The sequence below is a fragment of the Streptomyces sp. A01 genome (assembly GCF_059026195.1).
On sequence record NZ_JBWLKN010000032.1, the window covers coordinates 30,396 to 48,426 of the forward strand.

At 71.3% G+C, this 18,031-nt stretch carries 14 protein-coding genes and 1 pseudogene; 7 read left to right on the plus strand and 8 right to left on the minus strand.

The annotated features are described in order from the left end of the window. Positions 1-47 precede the first annotated feature (47 nt). From AC5P1B_RS30635 to AC5P1B_RS30645, 3 genes are all read right to left on the minus strand, one after another. Complete coding sequence (locus tag AC5P1B_RS30635; RefSeq protein ID WP_493891243.1) at positions 48-1,541, minus strand: DEAD/DEAH box helicase; 1,494 nt, start codon at positions 1,539-1,541, stop codon at positions 48-50. Positions 1,542-1,887: 346 nt separating this feature from the next. Further along, positions 1,888-2,091 (minus strand): cold-shock protein, encoded by a 204-nt coding sequence (locus AC5P1B_RS30640; protein WP_069572018.1) that lies wholly within the window; start codon positions 2,089-2,091, stop codon positions 1,888-1,890. Positions 2,092-2,451: 360 nt separating this feature from the next. Further along, a complete protein-coding gene (locus AC5P1B_RS30645) occupies positions 2,452-2,799 on the minus strand; it encodes a helix-turn-helix domain-containing protein (protein WP_493891244.1) in 348 nt (115 codons plus the stop codon). Between the two features lie 706 nt (positions 2,800-3,505). Between AC5P1B_RS30645 and AC5P1B_RS30650 the strand changes: the two are divergent. Beyond that, positions 3,506-4,315 (plus strand): annotated as a pseudogene (locus tag AC5P1B_RS30650) (class I SAM-dependent methyltransferase); the annotation flags it as partial. A 189-nt stretch (positions 4,316-4,504) separates the two neighbouring features. On the opposite strand, the gene AC5P1B_RS30655 reads toward AC5P1B_RS30650, so the two are convergent. Continuing rightward, positions 4,505-5,752 (minus strand): MFS transporter, encoded by a 1,248-nt coding sequence (locus tag AC5P1B_RS30655; RefSeq protein WP_493891245.1) that lies wholly within the window; start codon positions 5,750-5,752, stop codon positions 4,505-4,507. A gap of 185 nt (positions 5,753-5,937) precedes the next feature. Here AC5P1B_RS30655 and AC5P1B_RS30660 point away from each other — a divergent pair, with 185 nt between their 5' ends. Continuing rightward, entirely contained in the window at positions 5,938-6,771 is an 834-nt protein-coding gene (locus AC5P1B_RS30660) for a helix-turn-helix domain-containing protein (RefSeq protein ID WP_493891246.1), read from the plus strand. Between the two features lie 182 nt (positions 6,772-6,953). Here AC5P1B_RS30660 and AC5P1B_RS30665 read toward each other — a convergent pair whose 3' ends face one another. Continuing rightward, on the minus strand, positions 6,954-7,502 hold the full coding sequence (locus tag AC5P1B_RS30665; protein ID WP_493891247.1) for a DUF8832 domain-containing protein: 549 nt from the start codon (positions 7,500-7,502) through the stop codon (positions 6,954-6,956). A 243-nt stretch (positions 7,503-7,745) separates the two neighbouring features. On the opposite strand from AC5P1B_RS30665, the gene AC5P1B_RS30670 reads away from it, so the two are divergent. Next, positions 7,746-10,007, plus strand: coding sequence for a heavy metal translocating P-type ATPase (locus AC5P1B_RS30670; protein ID WP_493891248.1), 2,262 nt, complete (start codon positions 7,746-7,748; stop codon positions 10,005-10,007). A 317-nt stretch (positions 10,008-10,324) separates the two neighbouring features. Beyond that, positions 10,325-10,990 (plus strand): class I SAM-dependent methyltransferase, encoded by a 666-nt coding sequence (locus AC5P1B_RS30675; RefSeq protein WP_493891249.1) that lies wholly within the window; start codon positions 10,325-10,327, stop codon positions 10,988-10,990. Between the two features lie 38 nt (positions 10,991-11,028). Here AC5P1B_RS30675 and AC5P1B_RS30680 read toward each other — a convergent pair whose 3' ends face one another. Then, positions 11,029-11,817 (minus strand): VOC family protein, encoded by a 789-nt coding sequence (locus tag AC5P1B_RS30680; protein WP_493891250.1) that lies wholly within the window; start codon positions 11,815-11,817, stop codon positions 11,029-11,031. Between the two features lie 532 nt (positions 11,818-12,349). Between AC5P1B_RS30680 and AC5P1B_RS30685 the strand changes: the two genes are divergently transcribed. Together AC5P1B_RS30685 and AC5P1B_RS30690 are read left to right on the plus strand one after the other, a co-directional pair. After that, positions 12,350-13,234, plus strand: coding sequence for a CAP domain-containing protein (locus tag AC5P1B_RS30685; RefSeq protein WP_493891251.1), 885 nt, complete (start codon positions 12,350-12,352; stop codon positions 13,232-13,234). A 372-nt stretch (positions 13,235-13,606) separates the two neighbouring features. Beyond that, positions 13,607-14,593: an endonuclease/exonuclease/phosphatase family protein gene (locus AC5P1B_RS30690; RefSeq protein WP_493891278.1), complete on the plus strand. Its 987-nt coding sequence runs from the start codon at positions 13,607-13,609 to the stop codon at positions 14,591-14,593. A 48-nt stretch (positions 14,594-14,641) separates the two neighbouring features. On the opposite strand, the gene AC5P1B_RS30695 is transcribed toward AC5P1B_RS30690, so the two are convergent. Next, positions 14,642-15,526, minus strand: coding sequence for a MerR family transcriptional regulator (locus AC5P1B_RS30695; protein ID WP_493891252.1), 885 nt, complete (start codon positions 15,524-15,526; stop codon positions 14,642-14,644). A 375-nt stretch (positions 15,527-15,901) separates the two neighbouring features. Between AC5P1B_RS30695 and ligD the strand changes: the two genes are divergently transcribed. Further along, positions 15,902-16,846 (plus strand): non-homologous end-joining DNA ligase, encoded by a 945-nt coding sequence (gene ligD, locus AC5P1B_RS30700; RefSeq protein ID WP_493891279.1) that lies wholly within the window; start codon positions 15,902-15,904, stop codon positions 16,844-16,846. A gap of 76 nt (positions 16,847-16,922) precedes the next feature. Here ligD and AC5P1B_RS30705 read toward each other — a convergent pair whose 3' ends face one another. Beyond that, positions 16,923-17,960 (minus strand): LysR family transcriptional regulator, encoded by a 1,038-nt coding sequence (locus tag AC5P1B_RS30705; protein WP_493891280.1) that lies wholly within the window; start codon positions 17,958-17,960, stop codon positions 16,923-16,925. Positions 17,961-18,031: the final 71 nt, after the last annotated feature.

The window sequence follows — 18,031 nt, forward strand, 5'->3', positions numbered from 1 at the left end:
CACTCCAGTGAAGTACGGAGCCCACCGGGTGACCATCTGACCTGCGGTTATGCGGCGCTGCGGTAGGTGGAGCGGCGACGGCCCTGACCGGAGCGGCTGCCCCGGCTGCGGGACGAGGACGACGCGCCGCGCTGGGCGCGCTCCGCCGCCGGTGCGGTGATGGTGACGGGGACACCGGCCGGTGCCTGGGCACCGGTGATGCGGCTCAGCTCGGCTTCGCCGGAGCGCACCGGGGTGACCTGCGGGACGATGCCCGCGTTGGCCATCAGGCGGGTCATGTCACGGCGCTGCTCGGGCAGCACCAGCGTGACGACACTGCCGGACTCGCCCGCGCGGGCGGTGCGTCCGCCACGGTGCAGGTAGTCCTTGTGGTCGCTGGGCGGATCGACGTTGACGACCAGGTCGAGGTTGTCGACGTGGATGCCGCGAGCGGCGACGTTGGTGGCCACCAGCACCGTGACGTGCCCCGTCTTGAACTGGGCCAGCGTACGGGTGCGCTGCGGCTGGGACTTGCCGCCGTGCAGGGCCGAGGCGCGGACTCCGCTGTTCAGCAGGTGCTTCGTGAGCTTGTCCACCGCGTGCTTGGTGTCCAGGAACATGATCACCCGGCCGTCGCGGGCGGCGATCTCGGTCGTGGTGGCGTGCTTGTCGGCGCCGTGCACGTGGAGGATGTGGTGCTCCATCGTGGTGACCGCGCCCGCTGAGGGATCGACCGAGTGGACCACCGGGTCGTTCAGGTAGCGACGGACCAGCAGGTCCACGTTGCGGTCGAGGGTGGCGGAGAACAGCATCCGCTGGCCCTCGGGGCGCACCTGGTCGAGCAGGTGGGTCACCTGGGGCATGAAGCCCATGTCGGCCATCTGGTCGGCCTCGTCCAGCACGGTGATGCCGACCTGGTTCAGACGGCAGTCGCCGCGGTCGATGAGGTCCTTGAGGCGACCGGGAGTCGCCACGACGACCTCGGCTCCGGCGCGCAGCGCACCGGCCTGCCGACCGAGGGACATTCCGCCGACGACGGTGGCCATCCGCAGCTGCAGCGACCGGGCGTACGGGGTGAGGGCATCGGTGACCTGCTGGGCGAGCTCCCTGGTGGGAACCAGGACGAGAGCCAGCGGCTGCCGGGGCTCGGCGCGCTGCCCGGCGGTGCGGGCGAGCATCGCCAGGCCGAAGGCGAGGGTCTTGCCCGATCCGGTGCGCCCGCGGCCCAGGACGTCCCGGCCGACCAGCGCGTTCGGGAGCGTGGCCGCCTGGATCGGGAACGGCTCGACCATGCCGAGGCTGGTGAGCGTGCTCAGCAGCGGGGCGGGCATGTCCATACCGGCGAAGGACTCGACGGGGTCGAGCGCCGGGGTGATGGTGACGGGGAGAGCGAACTCTCCCTGCACCTGGGCGGGACGGCGCCCATAACCACCCGAACGGCCGGAGCCGCCGGAGCGGCCCGAGCCCTGGGAGCCGAAGCGGCTGCCACCCCGGCCGGAGCCGGAGGAGCCGCCCGAGCGGGTGCGGGAGTAGCGGTCATTCGAGCGGGGTGAGCGGTTCATGCGGAACCTTTCCTCGATGCGGCGCGTATCGAGGAATTCTCGGCAGCAGAAGCCGCATGAAGAATCGCAAGAACGGGCCGGAAAAAGACGCAAACGAAGCCGGGCGCCATACGGCGGCCCACTGCGTCGAAAGGGCGTCGGCATCGGCTCATGCAATGGCGGCCGATATGCCAGATCATGGGGCTGGGCGGACCGTGGTCCAGCCGGAGCCTGGGTGGTTCGACAGCAGCCAGTGCTGCTGCTCGCCTGCTCACGGGCACCTTCACGGTGCGCGGAGCGCGATAAAAGGCAACGAGCCGGGGCCCGCACCCAAGTGCGGGCCCCAGCTGCGTCGTACGCTTTAGCGTCAGGCGGGAGTGATGTTCTCGGCCTGCGGGCCCTTCTGGCCCTGCGTGACGTCGAAGTTCACCTTCTGGCCTTCCTGAAGCTCACGGAAGCCCTGGGCGGCGATGTTCGAGTAGTGGGCGAAGACGTCAGCGCCGCCGCCGTCCTGCTCGATGAAGCCGAAACCCTTTTCCGCGTTGAACCACTTCACGGTGCCAGTAGCCATATCAATTTCTCCTTCGGGGCAGAGCCCGAAGCCCGCACTGTGCGGACTCCGCGTCGCCGCGATGATTGCCCCGTCCGGGAAATAAATCCCGGAAATACAAAAGTGCGCCTACCAGTCGTAACAACTGGCAAGAGCACTTGAAGTCTTTGGGAACCACAACTGCAACTGAGATCGACAGTAGCACGGAGCAAGCCGAGCGGCACGGAAAGTTTGCCTACTCCGCCCGCCGAGACATAAAGCCTCCTCGCACATTGCGGTAATTTCTCCCACTGCGGCAATAGATATTTATGTCCGCCGGGTACAGGGCCGCCCGCGTGGGGGGCTCGCCGCCCGCTCGCCGGGGCCGCCCTGGTCTGGACCTCAGGAGCTGTTGCTCGCGCCGTGGCCTGTGGCCGGCCGACGCAGTTGTTCGTTCAGCTGGAGCGCTTCTTCCAGCTGGTCTTCGAGGATCACGATCCGGCAGGCCGCGTCGATCGGCGTTCCGGCGTCCACCAGCTCACGGGCGCGGGCGGCGACGCGCAGCTGGTAGCGGGAGTAGCGGCGGTGGCCGCCCTCGGACCGCAACGGGGTGATGAGCCGTGCCTCGCCGACGGCTCGGAGGAAGGCGGGAGTCGTGCCGATCATCTCGGCGGCGCGGCCCATCGTGTACGCCGGGTAGTCGTCATCGTCGAACCTGTCGGCGGCCTGCTGTTTGTTCTCTGCGGTCATTTGCACCTCTTCTGGTACGCATCGAGGGGCCCCGGTGCTGTACGGCACCGGGGCCCCGAGGGGTTCAACACCATCTACCGGCGCTGTGCGCCGTTCTGTTTCCGCACGGCCGCCTGGGAGGGCAGGGGTGCGGGGATCGTGAATGCGTAACCGAGGACCACCTTCCAATCCAGGGTCTGCGGTACCCGAGCGGATCTCGTCCTCGCCCGGGCGATCCTGATGGCGTCTGCTCCTCTCTCTCACTGCGAAGGGACGGGTACTGCTCTTGTGTCGCGGTGCGGTCCGGCGGCCCTGGGGGCCGCCCGGCCCGGCAGTCAGCCGAGGGACCTTCTCGCACTTCCCGGCCCCACGTCTCCACTGCCGTGCCGCGCTACCGCTCGTGGCAGTTCGTCTCTGCCACGCCGTTCACGACTTCGTTGGCTACAAGAAAAACCCTAACCGCACCGCCGCCCGATGTCTACCGCCGCCATGACAGGTTTTGCCGTGTCAATGAGAGAAGTTATTGACGTGCGAACGAACTGCCGCCGGGCGTCCGCGACCGGCCCCACCGGTGTCCGGGGAGCCGGCGTGACCTCCGTCTCCCCGGCTGGGGCCGCCCCGGCGGACGGCCGGGCCACCGGGAGAGGAGGTCTGGTGGCGGCCGGAAGGCAGGGCGTAGAACGGGTGCGTGACCACTCCTGAGGCTCATGAGCTCACGACCGACGAGATGCTGCGGGCGAACCAGGAGAACTGGGAAGCCCGTACGCCCGTGCATGTCAGCAGCGACTTCTACGGGCTGGACGGCTCGCGGACCAGCGCCGACTGGTTCGTCCCCTTCGAATGGGAGGACCTGGGGGATCTCCACGGCCAGGACGTCCTCCACCTCCAGTGCCATCTCGGCACGGAGACAGCCGCCTTCGCCGAACGCGGTGCGGCCCGCACCGTCGGCCTCGACTTCTCCCCGGCCGCGCTGGCGCAGGCCCGACGGCTGGCGGCGGCCGCCGGGCAGGACATCGAGTACGTCGAGGCCGACGTTCACGACGCTGTCGCGGCGCTGGGCGGACGACGGTTCGATGTCGTCTACACCGGCAAGGGGGCGCTGTGCTACCTGCCGGATCTGACGCGGTGGGCGCGGGTGGTCAGCGCACTGCTCCGGCCGGGCGGCACGCTGTACGTGATGGAGTTCCACCCGCTGCTCAACGCGCTGGGGGACGTCCCGGCCCCCGATGAGCAGCACCTGCTGCTGCACCAGGACTACTTGGGCGGACGTGGCCCGCTGCGCAGGCACACCCCGCACACGTACACCGACGGTCCGCCGCTGACCGCGGCCACGACCTGTTACGAGTGGCGGCACGGGATCGGGGAGATCGTCAGTGCCGTGATCGGCGCGGGCCTGACCGTCGATGTGCTCCGTGAGACGGACCTGCTGCCGTGGCGGCGGTTCGACGCGATGGAGCCCGCGGCGCACCGGGGCTGGTGGCGGCTGCCCGCGCACGAGCCGAAGATCCCGCTGATGTTCGCGATCCGCGCGGTGGCCCCGGGCGCCGACCACGGGTATCCGGCGCAGGAGTGCGCCGCCACCAGGGGCGCGAGGAACCGCGCGACCAGCCACAGCACACCCGCACTCCGCGACGCACAGGCAGGGACTCCCCCCGCGCACCGCGACGGGAACCGCAGCGCCGCGACGGGAGCCCCAGGACAGCGGGGGCCGCGGTGAGCGGCCGGGTCACGCGTCGGCCGTCATCAACCTCGCGTAGCGGGCACGGCCGAAGCTCGCCGCCAGCGTCAGCGGCACCGCGAGGACGGCGGCGACCAGGAAGAGCGGGCGGTACGCGTGGCGTTCCGCCGCGCCCGCCGCGAGGCTGCCGGCCAGCGCGCTTCCCACGTACAGGGCGACACCGAACAGCGCGACGCCGGTGGCCCGCGCGGTCGGCGCCAGTCCCGTCGCCCAGGACTGGAGGGTGGAGTGCGTGAACGACCAGCCGCCGCCGAGGAGAAGCGCGGTGACGATGAGGGCGGGCAGCGACTGGCTGACGGCGGCGATCCCGTAGGCGAGGGCGGTCTGTCCGCCGCCCGCCGCGATGATGACCGCCGGTGCCCACCGGCCGACCAGGCGTTTGACCAGTCGCGCCGCCGTCATGGACCCGATCCCGTACAGCGCGGCGACCCCTCCGGCGAGCGCCGCCGGTACGCCGCGGTCCTCCAGCGCGGGCGTCAGATACGTCAGGAACCCGAGGAGCACCGCGCCCTCCAGCAGGGCGACGGCCATCACGTACCACTGCCACCGTGACCGGATCACCGTCCGCAGCGGCGCGAAGAGCGAGGCCGGGGGCTGCCGGGGCGGCTCGGGCAGCCGCCGCAGCGCTACCGCGAGGTAGGCGGCGAGCATGCCGGGCAGGGCGAACACCAGCCGCCAGCTCGCGTAGTGCGCGAGCACCCCCGCCACCACGCTCGCCAGCGCTGTGCCCACCGCGAAGGCCGACATCAGATCACTCAGCGGACCCTGCCGCCGCTCGGCGGGGACCGTGTCGCCGAGGTACGTCAAGGAGGCGGCGATGGAGGCGGCGAAGAACCCGCCCGCCACGGCGCGGGCCGCGATCAGCACCGTGGCGTTCGGCGCGAGCGCCGAGCACAGCGCGGCGACGGCGGCCCCGGCGAGGGACACCCGCATCACAACGACGCGCCCGAACCGGTCACTGGCCAGCCCCCACACGGGCTGCGACAGCCCGTAGCAGAGGTAGTAGGCACTGGCGGCGAGGACAGCTGTCGACAGCGGAACGTGGAGCTGTGTCCCGATGAGGACCAGCATCGGGGCGATGCAGAAGCGGTCGAAGTTGCTGACGAAGCCCGCAGCGCGCAGCAGCCGCAGCGAGCGGGACGACAGACCGGAAGCCTGCGGCTCAAGAGGTGTCGGCTCAGGGGACGGCAGATCCGGGGTCGAAGAAGTCCTGGAGGGCATTCGAGGCGTGGTCATGAAGGCTGTTCTCCTCACAGGCCCGGGAGGTTTCCCCGCGCCTCAACCAGCCCATCAGCTCCACAGCCGGCCGCCGCCCCTCAGCCGATTACCATCGCTCACAGCCTGGGGACCGTACTGGGGCCCAGGGGCGCGGGCCACAGCGTGGGACAGGGCCCGGGGGGAGCGGGAGGGGCGAGATGGGCGTGGCCGAGCCGCCCCGCGCGCATCGCTCGCCGCGCGGCGAGCTCGGCGCCTTCCTGCGCTCCCGCCGCGAACGCCTCACCCCCGGCCAGGCGGGGCTGCCGCAGTCACCGCGCAGGCGTACGCCAGGGCTGCGCCGGGAGGAGGTGGCCGAGCTGGCGGGCATCAGCACCTCTTGGTACGCGTGGCTGGAACAGGGGCGAGTCCGCACGTCGGAGCAGGTACTCCGGGCGGTGGCGGGAGCACTGCGACTGGACGACGTGGAGACCGCGCATGTGCTGTCCCTCGCCGACGACGCGCCACGCGGGCCCCAGCAGTCGCCTGGCTGGGTCTCCAGGAATCTGCTGTCCCTGGTCGAGGCGCTGACGCCGAACCCGGCCGTGGTCCTCGACCCGCACTGGGACCTGCTGGCCTGGAACGACGGCTACGCGGCGCTGCTCACCGACCCGGCGCGGCTCCCGTCGAAGCACCGCAATCTGCTGTGGCTGGTCTTCTGCTGGCCACCGGCCCGCTCGTTGCTGGTGGAGTGGGAAACCGACGCCCGTCGCCTCCTCGGCCAGTTCCGGGCGTACGCGGCACGCCACCCCGACGACCGGCGGTACGCGGAGATCACCGAAGCGATCACCGCCGACGGGGACGCGGCCCGATGGAACGACGAGCACGAGATCGCGGGCTTCCAGCCTTCCGTACGCCGCTTCCACCACCCACAGGTCGGCGACCTGCGCTTGCGGTACGTGAAGCTGGCCGCCGTGGACGAGCCGGGCCACCGGTTCTTCGCGTATCTGCCCGACGGGCCCGCGGCGGAGGCCGCCGTGCGCAGGCTCACGGCGGCCTGAGCACCGGTACTCGGCTCCTCGCCTTGGTCGCTACCGCTGTCCTACGCGGTGTTCGCGGGGCGTGCCGGGAAGGGTGAGCCCTTGTCCGTGCGTCGTGGGCCGCGGGTGCGTCGTGGCTGGTCACGCGGTTCCCCGCGCCCCTGACCGGGGCACACCCCTACGCGGCCCGCCGCCGGACCCCCCTAGCCGTGAGCGGCGCCGCCGCTTCCCGTCGCCGCCGCGTCGGCGTGCACCGTGAAGGCCGCGGCGCGCGCCTTGCCGTCATGCGTGAAGTCGAGAAAAACGCGGTACTCGCCTGGCTTGGGAAGCATCACGGGGGCGTGCCAGGTGCCGTCTGCGGCACGGGTGGGATGCAGGCGCCGGTAGGTGTCGGAGTCGCGCCCCGCCACCACAAGCCGCAGTTCCGCGCCGCGCTCCTTCTCGCGCACGGTGACCTGGTGGCCGGTGCGGTCGCGGAGGGTGAAGCGGAGTGCGGCGCGGTCCCCGGCCGTGACACGTGGGGTCCGCACATCGAGGGCGTACCCGCCGTCCGCTATCCGGAGCCCGTGGCCCGCGTGCGCGCCGCCGCCGGATGAGGGATCGGGCTTACCGGGCGTCCGCTCGTGGTCACCGGCGTGGGCGGCCGGTTCGGGGTCGGAGAGGGGTTCCACTGCCGCGCCCACGCCGTACGCGCCCCCGAAGGCCGCGGCGAGGGCGGCGGTGAACGCGGCTGTCTTCAGTCCTGTGTTCATGAGGAGTCCCCTTCGTGGTGGCCGCCCGGTGGGCGGGTGGCCGACCCCTCCGAACTTACCCCCCGGGGGTATAAAGTCAAGCGGTGGCCAGAGGTTGCGCCGGATACAGCCCGGGGGTATACATGGACTCGTAAGCAATACCCCCTAGGGGTATGAAAGGTCCCTTCGGGGGCCTGAGGGGTTCGGGGTCGTCCCCGCAGGGCCCCGGAACCCACCACCGCCCCATCCACGCGAGGAGCAGCGATGACCACCACGGTTACCGAGACGGCTGAGGTCGAACTCGCCATCGGCGGCATGACCTGCGCCTCGTGCGCCGCCCGTATCGAGAAGAAGCTCAACCGGATGGACGGCGTGGAAGCCACCGTCAACTACTCCACCGAGAAGGCCAAGGTCAGCTACGCGGCCGATGTCAGCGTGAGCGATCTGATCGGCACGGTGGAGGCCACCGGCTACACCGCGGCCGTGCCCGCCCCGGCCCGGACCGGCACGACCGGCGAGGACGGCACGGGGGCCCCGCCCCCAGGGCCGGACGAGCTGCTGCCGCTGCGCCAGCGGCTGATCACCGCCGTCGTCCTCGCCGTCCCGGTGATCGCGATGGCCATGGTGCCGGCCTGGCAGTTCGAGTACTGGCAGTGGCTGTCCCTGACCCTCGCCGCGCCCGTCGTGACGTACGCGGCCTGGCCCTTCCACCGCGCGGCCTTCACGAACGCCCGGCACGGCGCGGCCACCATGGACACCCTGATCTCGGTCGGAACCAGCGCCGCCTTCATCTGGTCGCTGTGGGCGCTCTTCTTCGGCACCGCGGGCACCCCCGGTATGACCCACGGCTTCGAGCTGACCATCGCCCGCACCGACGGCGCGGGCAACATCTACCTGGAGGCCGCCGCCGGAGTCACCGCCTTCCTCCTCGCCGGGCGCTACTTCGAGGCGCGCTCCAAGCGCAAGGCGGGAGCCGCCCTGAAGGCGCTGCTCGAACTGGGCGCCAAGGAGGTCACCGTGCTGCGGGAGGGCCGCGAGGAGCGGATACGCACCGAGGACCTCGCGGTCGGCGACCGGTTCGTGGTGCGCCCCGGCGAGAAGATCGCGACCGACGGCGTGATCGTCGAGGGCAGCTCGGCCGTGGACGCCTCGATGCTCACCGGCGAGTCAGTGCCGGTGGAGGTGGCCACCGGCGACGCGGTGACCGGTGCCACGCTCAACGCGGGTGGGCGGCTCGTCGTGGAAGCCACCCGGATCGGCGCCGACACCCAGCTGGCCCGGATGGCCAAGCTGGTGGAGGACGCCCAGAACGGCAAGGCCGCCGCCCAGCGCCTCGCCGACAAGATCTCCGCGGTGTTCGTCCCCGTCGTCATCGCGCTCGCCCTCGGCACGCTCGGCTTCTGGCTCGGCAACGGGGCGGGGCTGACCGCCGCCTTCACCGCGGCCGTCGCCGTACTGATCATCGCCTGCCCCTGCGCCCTGGGCCTGGCCACTCCGACCGCGCTCATGGTCGGCACCGGGCGCGGCGCCCAGCTCGGCATCCTGATCAAGGGCCCGGAGGTGCTGGAGACCACGCGTGCGGTCGACACCATCGTCCTGGACAAGACCGGCACCGTCACCACCGGCAAGATGACCCTGCTCGCCGTGCACAGCGCCGAGGGCACGGACGAGACCGACGTCCTGCGGCTGGCCGGTGCCCTTGAGCACGCCTCCGAGCACCCCATCGCGCAGGCCGTCGCCGCCGGGGCCGTCGAGCGCGTCGGCGAGCTGCCGGTCCCCGAGGACTTCGCCAACATCCCCGGCCTCGGTGTCCAGGGCATCGTGAACGGCCACGCCGTCCTCGTCGGACGGGACGCCCTCCTGCGGGAGTGGGCCATGGAACTGCCCGCCGATCTGGCGCGGGCCAAGGCGGAAGCCGAGGCGGCGGGCCGGACGGCCATCGCGGTGGCCTGGGACGGCGAGGCGCGGGCGGTCCTCGAAGTCGCCGACGCGGTGAAGGAGACCAGTGCCGAAGCGATCCGGCAGCTGCGCGCACTGGGCCTCACCCCGATCCTGCTGACCGGCGACAACACCGCTGTCGCCGAGGCCGTGGCCCGCGAGGTCGGCATCGACGAGGTGTTCGCCGAGGTCATGCCGAAGGACAAGGTCGATGTCGTCAAGCGGCTTCAGTCCGAGGGCCGTTCGGTGGCCATGGTCGGCGACGGCGTCAACGACGCGGCCGCGCTCGCCCAGGCCGACCTGGGGCTGGCCATGGGCACCGGCACCGACGCCGCGATCGAGGCGGGCGACCTGACACTCGTACGAGGGGACCTGCGGTCCGCCGCCGACGCCATCCGGCTCTCCCGGCGCACCCTGCGCACCATCAAGTCCAACCTCTTCTGGGCCTTCGCCTACAACGTGGCGGCCCTGCCGCTGGCCGCCGCCGGACTGCTCAACCCGATGATCGCGGGGGCGGCGATGGCCTTCTCCTCCGTCTTCGTCGTGGGCAACAGCCTCCGGCTGCGGAGCTTCCGCGCCGCGAACTGATTCCGCCCATGAGCCGGAAGGGGGTGGACCGGGATTCCCGGTCCACCCCCTTCCGTATGCCATGCATGGCATGGCTTATTTCGCTGCTCCGTGGCTTGTTCAAAACGCTCAGCGTGCTTGCCAAACCGAATCCCGACCGGCCACACTCGAATGAGGCCACGGATATCTGCGGACGCGCCCGCTTTCCACCAGCTCCGCAATAGACATATGAGCTTACTGTTTTACGCTTTTGCCTGCGCCCCTGCTGGCCAGGGGCCGACGGTCCGCTGTTTTCCCTGTCGCTCATCACCGTAAAGAGAATTCTCCTGGAGGACGGCATGACCGCTCCCACTGCCGCTGATGTCGAGGCGGGACACGCCGCTTACAAGCCCCTCAATCTGAGGTTCTACGACCTCGCCGTGTATGGCGTGAACTGTCCGCTGCTGTGGAAGTGCCCGCCGCGCCAACTGGTGCGGATGTACAGCGGCAATATCTCCGAGAGGCACCTGGACATCGGCGTCGGCACGGGATATCTCCTCGACCGCTGCGTCAAACCAGGCCCCACCCAGCACATCACCCTGCTCGACATGAACCCGAACTGCCTGGCTCATGTCGCCCGCCGACTGTCCCGCTACGACGTGGCCACGGCCCAGGGCAACGTGCTGGAGCCCTTCCCGCTGCCGGAGAAGTCCTACGGCTCCGCCGCTCTCAACCTCATGCTCCACTGCGTTCCCGGCGACATCCCCTACAAGGCGGTCGCCTTCGACCATGCCGCGGCCTGCGTCCGCCCCGGCGGCAAGCTGTTCGGCAGCACGGTGCTCTCCAAGGGGGTGCCGGTCAGCCGCCCGGCCCAGGCCGCCATGGACCGGCTCAACGCCCGCAAGGAGTTCAACAACGCCGAGGACAGCCTGGACGACCTGCGCGAGGAACTGGGCCGCCGCTTCTCCGACTACCGGCTCCACGTCCGCGGCTGCACCGCCCTCTTCGCGGCGACCGTCGAATGAGCGTCGGATAAGCCCAGGTCCCCCGTGGACCGCCGGGGTCAGCTGTCCGAGCTGGTGATCATCGCGAACTGCGCTCCGAACGGGTCGAGAAGCATCGACATCCGGCCGATGCCCGGCGCGTCCTCGGGCTGCATCAGCGCGGTGGCACCGTGCTCGACAGCCGTGGCGACAGTGGCGTCGCAGTCCTCAGCCTCGAAGTACGGGTGCCAGTTCGGCTCGGGCGCCGCCTCCTGCTCCTCCAGCATGAACCGCATGATGCCGCCGTGTGACGCGTCGTGACCGCTGACTCCCGCGGGGGACACGACCGTGTAGTCGATGTTCTCCAGGGGCGCCTTCTCGGTCTCCCAGGCGAAGACGGAGCGGTAGAACTCGGTCGCCGCCCGCGCGTCCGTCGTGTGCAGTTCGGCCCAGCAGAGCGTGTTGGGGATGTTCACAGCGTCGAGCCCCTTCATGTCGCGGGGCTGCCAGATCGCGAATTCGGCGCCCGTCGGGTCCGTCAGCTGCGCCATGCGGCCCGCCGTGAAGACGTCGGCAGGGGCGACGCGGACCGTGCCGCCCGCGCGCTCGGCCTCCCGCACCGTGGCGTCAGCGTCGTCGGACTTGAAGTACAGCGTCCAGGAGGGCTTGGCGTCATCGCCGGCGAGCGGACCCACGGCGGCCACCGTCTTACCGTCCAGCTGGAGCATCCCGTAGCCCTGGGCGTCCGGGCCCGCCGACTGGAACTCCCAGCCGAACACCGCCCCGTAGAACTTCACGGCCGCTCCGGTGTCGCGCACCCCGAGATCGAGCCAGATCGGGGAGCCTGGAACGTAGTGAGTCGTGAGCATGACCTTGGTCCCTCCAACGTCTGCTGGTAGCGAGGCCCACACCCAGGGGGAGCGTGGGTGAGCCGCACTCTCTGGTTTTCTCAGCATGGCAGTGACCTCTGACACTGGCCGTGCGGCGCGGCCGGAAGCCGCGCCCAGGCCCACCGGTACGCCGTACGGGCCTCGTGACGATGCCCACGTGCCGTACTGGCGTGCTGGCACCTCTCCCAGAGCCTCCGTGTCGCCGTACCCAGCCGCAGTGCGGTCGGCGCGCGACCGGCGCACGGCCCCGGACGTGCGGAAAGAACGCAGGGAGGTGTGTGAGGGGAGACGGGTGTGTACGGCTGCGTGCGATACGTGAGGGACGCGTGAGGGCCGGACTCATCACTCGTACGGGTGACTGTTGGCGCGACTTATGACATCTTTGCTCGCCGAGGCCAGGCCGACACGAATCGCCGCCCCGGCCCCGCGCCTCCGGTGCGGAGGCGTCTGCCACCGCTGTGGAGAAGCGGCCCGGGCCTGCGGCTCGCGACCCCCCACGGAGGACCGGAAGATGAGCCGACACGACAGCGCGACCCCGCCCAGCGGCCGCAGAGCAGGGCAGGGCCGACGGGCCCGGGCGAAGAAGAAACCCCTCTGGGTGCCGGTGACGATCGCCGCTGTGGTCGCCGTCGGCGGCGTCACCGCCTTCGTCGGCACCGACGGTTTCGCGGGCGACTCCCGTACGGGAGAGAACACCGCCGCGCAGGCCAGCCGCGCGAAGGCCGCCGAGGACATAGCCACGCAAGACCCGTCGAGCAGCCCGAAGCCCGACGCGTCCAAGAGCCCGAAGGCGTCCCCCAGCAAGTCGAAGAAGCCGCGTCCGGCCCGGAGTTCGGCCAAGGACAAGCCGACCAAGCGCGCCGACAAGATCTCAGGACCGTCCCGCTCCAGCACCAGGGAACCCGCGAAGACGGGTACCGCTCCGGGGTCCGGCCAGGGGAACGGCAGCAACGGCAGCGGGAACGGTGACAGCGGCGGCAACGACAGGCCGCAGAAGCCGCAGCCCACCGCCGAAGGACCGGCCGGGGACGTCCTGCGGCTGGTCAACAAGGAACGTGCGTCCGCCGGGTGCCAGGCACTCAAGGCGAGCAGCACGCTCAACCAGGTCGCCTCCACCTACTCCGGTGTCATGGCCGACCAGCGGGAGCTCTCCCACACCGGCCCCGACGGCTCCTCCGTCGGCGACCGGGTCACCCGCGCCGGATACACCTGGTCCACGGTGGGCGAGAACATAGCCCGGGGGCAGGCGAGCCCCCAAGCGGTCATGAGCTCCTGGATGAACAGCCCCGGCCACCGGGCGAACATACTCAACTGCGACTTCCGCGAGATGGGCCTCGGCGTCAACAACGGGTCCGGCGGCCCCTGGTGGACCCAGGTCTTCGCGACCGGCCGCTGAACCACCCGCGGGCCCCCGCGCCACCCCCGCCCGCGCGTGCCGCCACACCCCGCCCGCGCGCGTGCCGCCACCGCCAGCTCGGACAGTCGCTGACGGCCCGCGCAGTCGCCGGCTCAGCGGCACGGAAACCTTCCGCGACCACCGGCCGTATCCCCTGGTGTGCGGGATGTAGGAGGATCAAGGACCAAGGGCGGCGCGGACGGTGCGCCAGCGCACCCGTCACCGAAAGGCCGCAACGTGGAGAGCGTGGACGACGTCGCGAGGCAGCAGCCCGCTGAGCGAGAGGAGCGGGCGGGCGGAAGCGAACCGCCCGCCCGGGGCGTACGGCTCGCTGAGGCTCGCGGCGCCGCCACCCGACTCGTCCGGTCCTCGCTGCGGTTCCCGCAGGGCCGCGCGCGCCGCTTGGCCGCGTGCTGCGCGGCGCTGCCGCTCGTGCTCGTGACCGTGGTGACCGGCTGCCGGGCCGCCGACTCCGACGGGTTCACCCCGGTCCCGCAGCTGCTCGCCTTCCTGCCCTGGCTGCTGCTGCCTGCGGCCTTCGGGCTGCTGCTCATGGTCATGGCCCGCTGGGCGGCGGGCTGTGTGTGGGCCCTGGTCGTCCTGGCCGTGACCGGGTGGTACCTCCAGCCGTACGACGGGGCCGGGGCGACCGGCGAGCCGCGCGGCCCGGCGGTGGCGCGACTGCGGGTCCTCTCCGCCAACCTGGAGTTCGGCGGGGCGACCGACGGGCTGCTCGCCGCGCTGCGCAGCGAGCGGCCCGACCTGGTCTCCGTCCAGGAGTGCGACGACCGCTGCGCGAAGGCCCTCAACTCCAAGGCGGTACGCGCCGCTTACCCGTACCGGAACATCGTCACCGGAAGCCCGGCGGAGGGCTCGGCCATCTTGAGCGTGTTCCCGCTGCGCGACGAGAAGGGAGTGCCCGGCTCCCTCTCGATGCCCGGCTCGCGGGCGCGGATCGCCGGGCAGTGGGTACGCGTCCAAGTCGCGCACCCTATGCCGCCGTTGCCCGGCGAGCTGGACGTGTGGCGCACGGAACTCGGACGGCTCCGCGCGTACGCCGCAAGCCGGGGCGACGAGCCCACCCTGATCGCCGGGGACTTCAACGCCTCCCAGGACCACGCGGCGTTCCGGAACCTCCTCGACACGGGCATGCGGGACAGCGCCCGGCTGGCCGGGGTCTCCCGTACACCGTCGTGGCCGTCGATGACCACGCCGATGCTCGGCACCCAGATCGACCATGTGCTGATCAGCGACGCCCTGTGGCCCCGCGCGGCGCGCTTCCTCGATCTCGCGGACACCGACCACCGGGCCCTGCTCGTCGAACTCGATCTGTACGCGACACGCCCAGCCGCCCGCTAGCGGGCCCGCCCGGTGCTCGTGCCACCGCTACCCCTACTACCCCTACCGCTACCGGACGGCCACGGCCGCGACCGGCTCCTGGAGCTCTGTCACCCACTGATCCACGGGACCGCAGCAGTCCAGGTACAGCTCACGTGAGTAGCCGGTCGAGCGGTAGCCACCTGCCTCGATCCAGCGGGCCAGTGCCTGCACCGTCGGCATGATCTTGTCCATGGAGCCCCGGTGCACGATGGTCGCGGCGGTCTCGATGCCGGGCAGGTCCACGATCGCGAACCGCTGGCCGTCGCCGGGTTCCACCGACACCGTCACCCCGGCGTGCACGATGACCGCACCCTCAGTGACGGCGGCACCCTCGGCGACCGAACCCTCGGTGACCGCGCCGACCCCGTCGGCCGGGGCGTCCTCGTAGTACGCGACACCGGGCCCGGCCGGGGTCACGCCCGCCTCGCGCAGCCGCCGGAACAGCTCCTCGTACAGCGGCTGGATCACCGGGCCGATGTGTTCGGGCCCGAAGCTCGCGGCGGTCCCCGTCAGCTCGGCCAGCCGGACCGTCGGCACGCTCTTGAGCACCACTTCTTCCGTGGGCATCCGGCCCTCACTCTCGATCGTCTGGAGCCTCACCTCGACCCCGGCGAGCCGGGCGGCGTCGGCCGCCATCGCCTCTTCCAGTTCCGCGCGGCGCAGCCGCAGCATGCCGCGCAGTTCCCCGGTGCTCACCTCCTCGTCCAGTACGGCCCGCACCTGCTGGAGTGTGAAGCCGAGATCCTTCAGGGCGATGACGCGGTTGAGCCGGGCGAGCTGGCCCGCCTCGTACGACCGGTAGCCGCTGGCCGGGTCGACGTAGGCAGGCCGCAGCAGTCCGATGGCGTCGTAGTGGCGCAGCATCCGGACCGACACGCGGCCGTATTTGGCGAAGTCTCCGATGTTCAGCATGACGTCTCCCAGTGCGGTGCCTCACACGGTGTCATGGTCAAGACGTGCCCCCGGAGTGAGCCCGTGCCCGCGCGGGGCGTGGCGGCGCCCCGGGGCGCCGCACCGGGCCGCCGGGAGCCGGGGCGGCCGGTCGCCACGGGGGTTTGCGGGCGGCCGGGTCGGTTACCCGTCATCGGCGTGAGCGACACGCGACAGACCACGCGACAGACCAAGCGGTCGGATACGCGCCAGGCGGCACAAGCCCAGGCCCGGCGGGGCCGCGGTGACCAGGGCAGCGACCAGGGCCGTGACCGGGACAGTGCGCGCAGCAGTGGCCGGGACTCCACGCGCCGGGCGCGCGGTGGTGGGCGTACGCGCCGTGACCAGGGGCGTGTCATCCGCGTAGGGAAGCGCTCCCTCGACATCAGCCGCCCCGAGAAGGTGCTGTTCCCCGACGCCGGACTGACCAAGTCCGACCTGGTGGAGCACTACCGCGCGGTGGCCCGGCGGGCGCTGCCGGAGCTGCGTGGGCGGCCCGTGATGATGGAACGGCACCCGGACGGCATCGGCGGCCGCCCGCTCATGCAGAAGAACGCGCCGGACTACTTCCCCGACTGGATACCCCGGGCCGTGATGGCCAAGGAGGGCGGCGAGGTGACGCACGTGGTGTGCGACGACGCCGCCACGCTCGTCTATCTCGCCGATCAGGCGTGCGTCACTCCGCACCGCTGGCTGTCCCGCGCCGACAAGCCCGACCATCCCGACCGGCTCATCTTCGATCTCGACCCGGCCGAAGGCGCACCCGATGACGGTGGCACGGGCGGCGAGGAGCGCGCGGGCGCGGATTTCGAGGACGTACGGTGGACGGCGCACCGGCTCTGCGAGCTGCTGGACGAACTCGGGCTGCCCGCACAGCTGATGACCACGGGATCGCGCGGCCTGCACGTCATCGTCCCGCTCGACCGGCAGGCCGGCTTCGACAGCGTACGGGCCTTCGCCCGCTCGGCCTCCGACCTCCTGGCCGACCGCCACCCCGACCGGCTGACCACCGAGCAGCGCAAGGCCGACCGCCGGGGGCGGGTCTATCTGGACACGCTGCGGAACGGGTACGCGCAGACGGCCGTCGCCCCGTACGCGGTGCGCGCCAAGCCCGGCGCTCCCGTGGCCACGCCCATCACGGCCGGTGAACTGGACGATCCGGAGCTGCGCGCGGACCGCTGGACCCTCACCACCATCGGTGACCGGCTCTCCGGGCCCAATCCCTGGCCGGGCTCGGTGATGCGCGGCCGGTCACTGCGGACGGCGACCCGCCGTCTGGCCAAGCTGACCGGCGGCTCCTGAACCCCCCTGACCCCCGCCGCCCGCCGTCCTGCCCGACCGGCCCGCGCCGCGCCCGGCATGCGCGACACACCCCGGCTCAGCTTTCGCTGGGGTGGTAGGCGCTGAGCCGCGCGAAGGGGTCGGGCTCCATGCCGGTGGTCGGCCAGCTCTGCTCGCGGCGCCAGCGGTCGCTCTCCGCCGTCAGCGCGTCCCAGAGGATGTTGAGCGGATGCCCGTGGTCGTACGAGTCCCGCTCGCCCCGCCGCGTGAACGCTCCCAGCAGCACCTCGACCGGTGGCCCGGCGTCGTTGACGAGCTCCACGACCCGCAGGCCGCGTGCGTACGCCGTCCTGGGGTCGTGGGCGGCCTGGCCCACGCCCGTGGTGACCAGCATGCAGCCGTCCAGCAGCCCCGAACGCAGCAGCTCGTAGCCGTAGTTGACGGTGTCGATCTCAGCGGCGACGTTCACGCGGTTGCGGTAGTCGGCGCCGAACCACCCATGCAGCACCCCGGACATCAGCCCGCTGGTGGACACCACGAGGGGCAGCCGCCGCAGTTCGCTGGCGACGACGGTCGGGCCTGGCAGCCGGCTGGCCGGCAGATTGGTGAGCACGGAGAGCCCGCTGCGCCGCCACTCCATGACGTCGAAGGCCGCGAGGGCGTCATCGGTGCCCGGCCTCGTCACGACGCTGCCGCATACCAGGTCCACCTCTTTGGCCCGCAACTTGGGCAGCACGTCCCTGGTCCTGACGTGGCCGACCTTCAGCTCGATGCCCCGGCTCTGGAACTCCTCGGCGACCCGCTCCCCGGCACCCGCCAGATAACCAAGAGTAAAACGGGTCGTACCCACCTCCAGTGACTTACCGAGCCGCCGCCTGGAATCGTGGATTCCGTCCAGCCACTCATCCAGCGTGGCGCGCGCCAATTCGACCAGCGCCTCTCCCGTGCGGGTGAACAGCACATCTTTTCCGCGCCCCTGCTTGAGCACGAGCGGTTCACCGCACAGTTCGCGGAAATTGCGGTTCATCGTGTCCAGCTGCTTCTGCACGCTCGACTGCTCACGGCCCAGCATCCGGGCGGCGCCGAGGGCCGTGCCGGTCTCCCTGACCGTGATCAGGGTGCGCAGCTGGTCCATCGTGGTGTCCAGCAGCGGTAAGGGGCTGTGCAGCGGTCTGCCTCGACCGTTCAGCGACGTCGGTCCCAGCG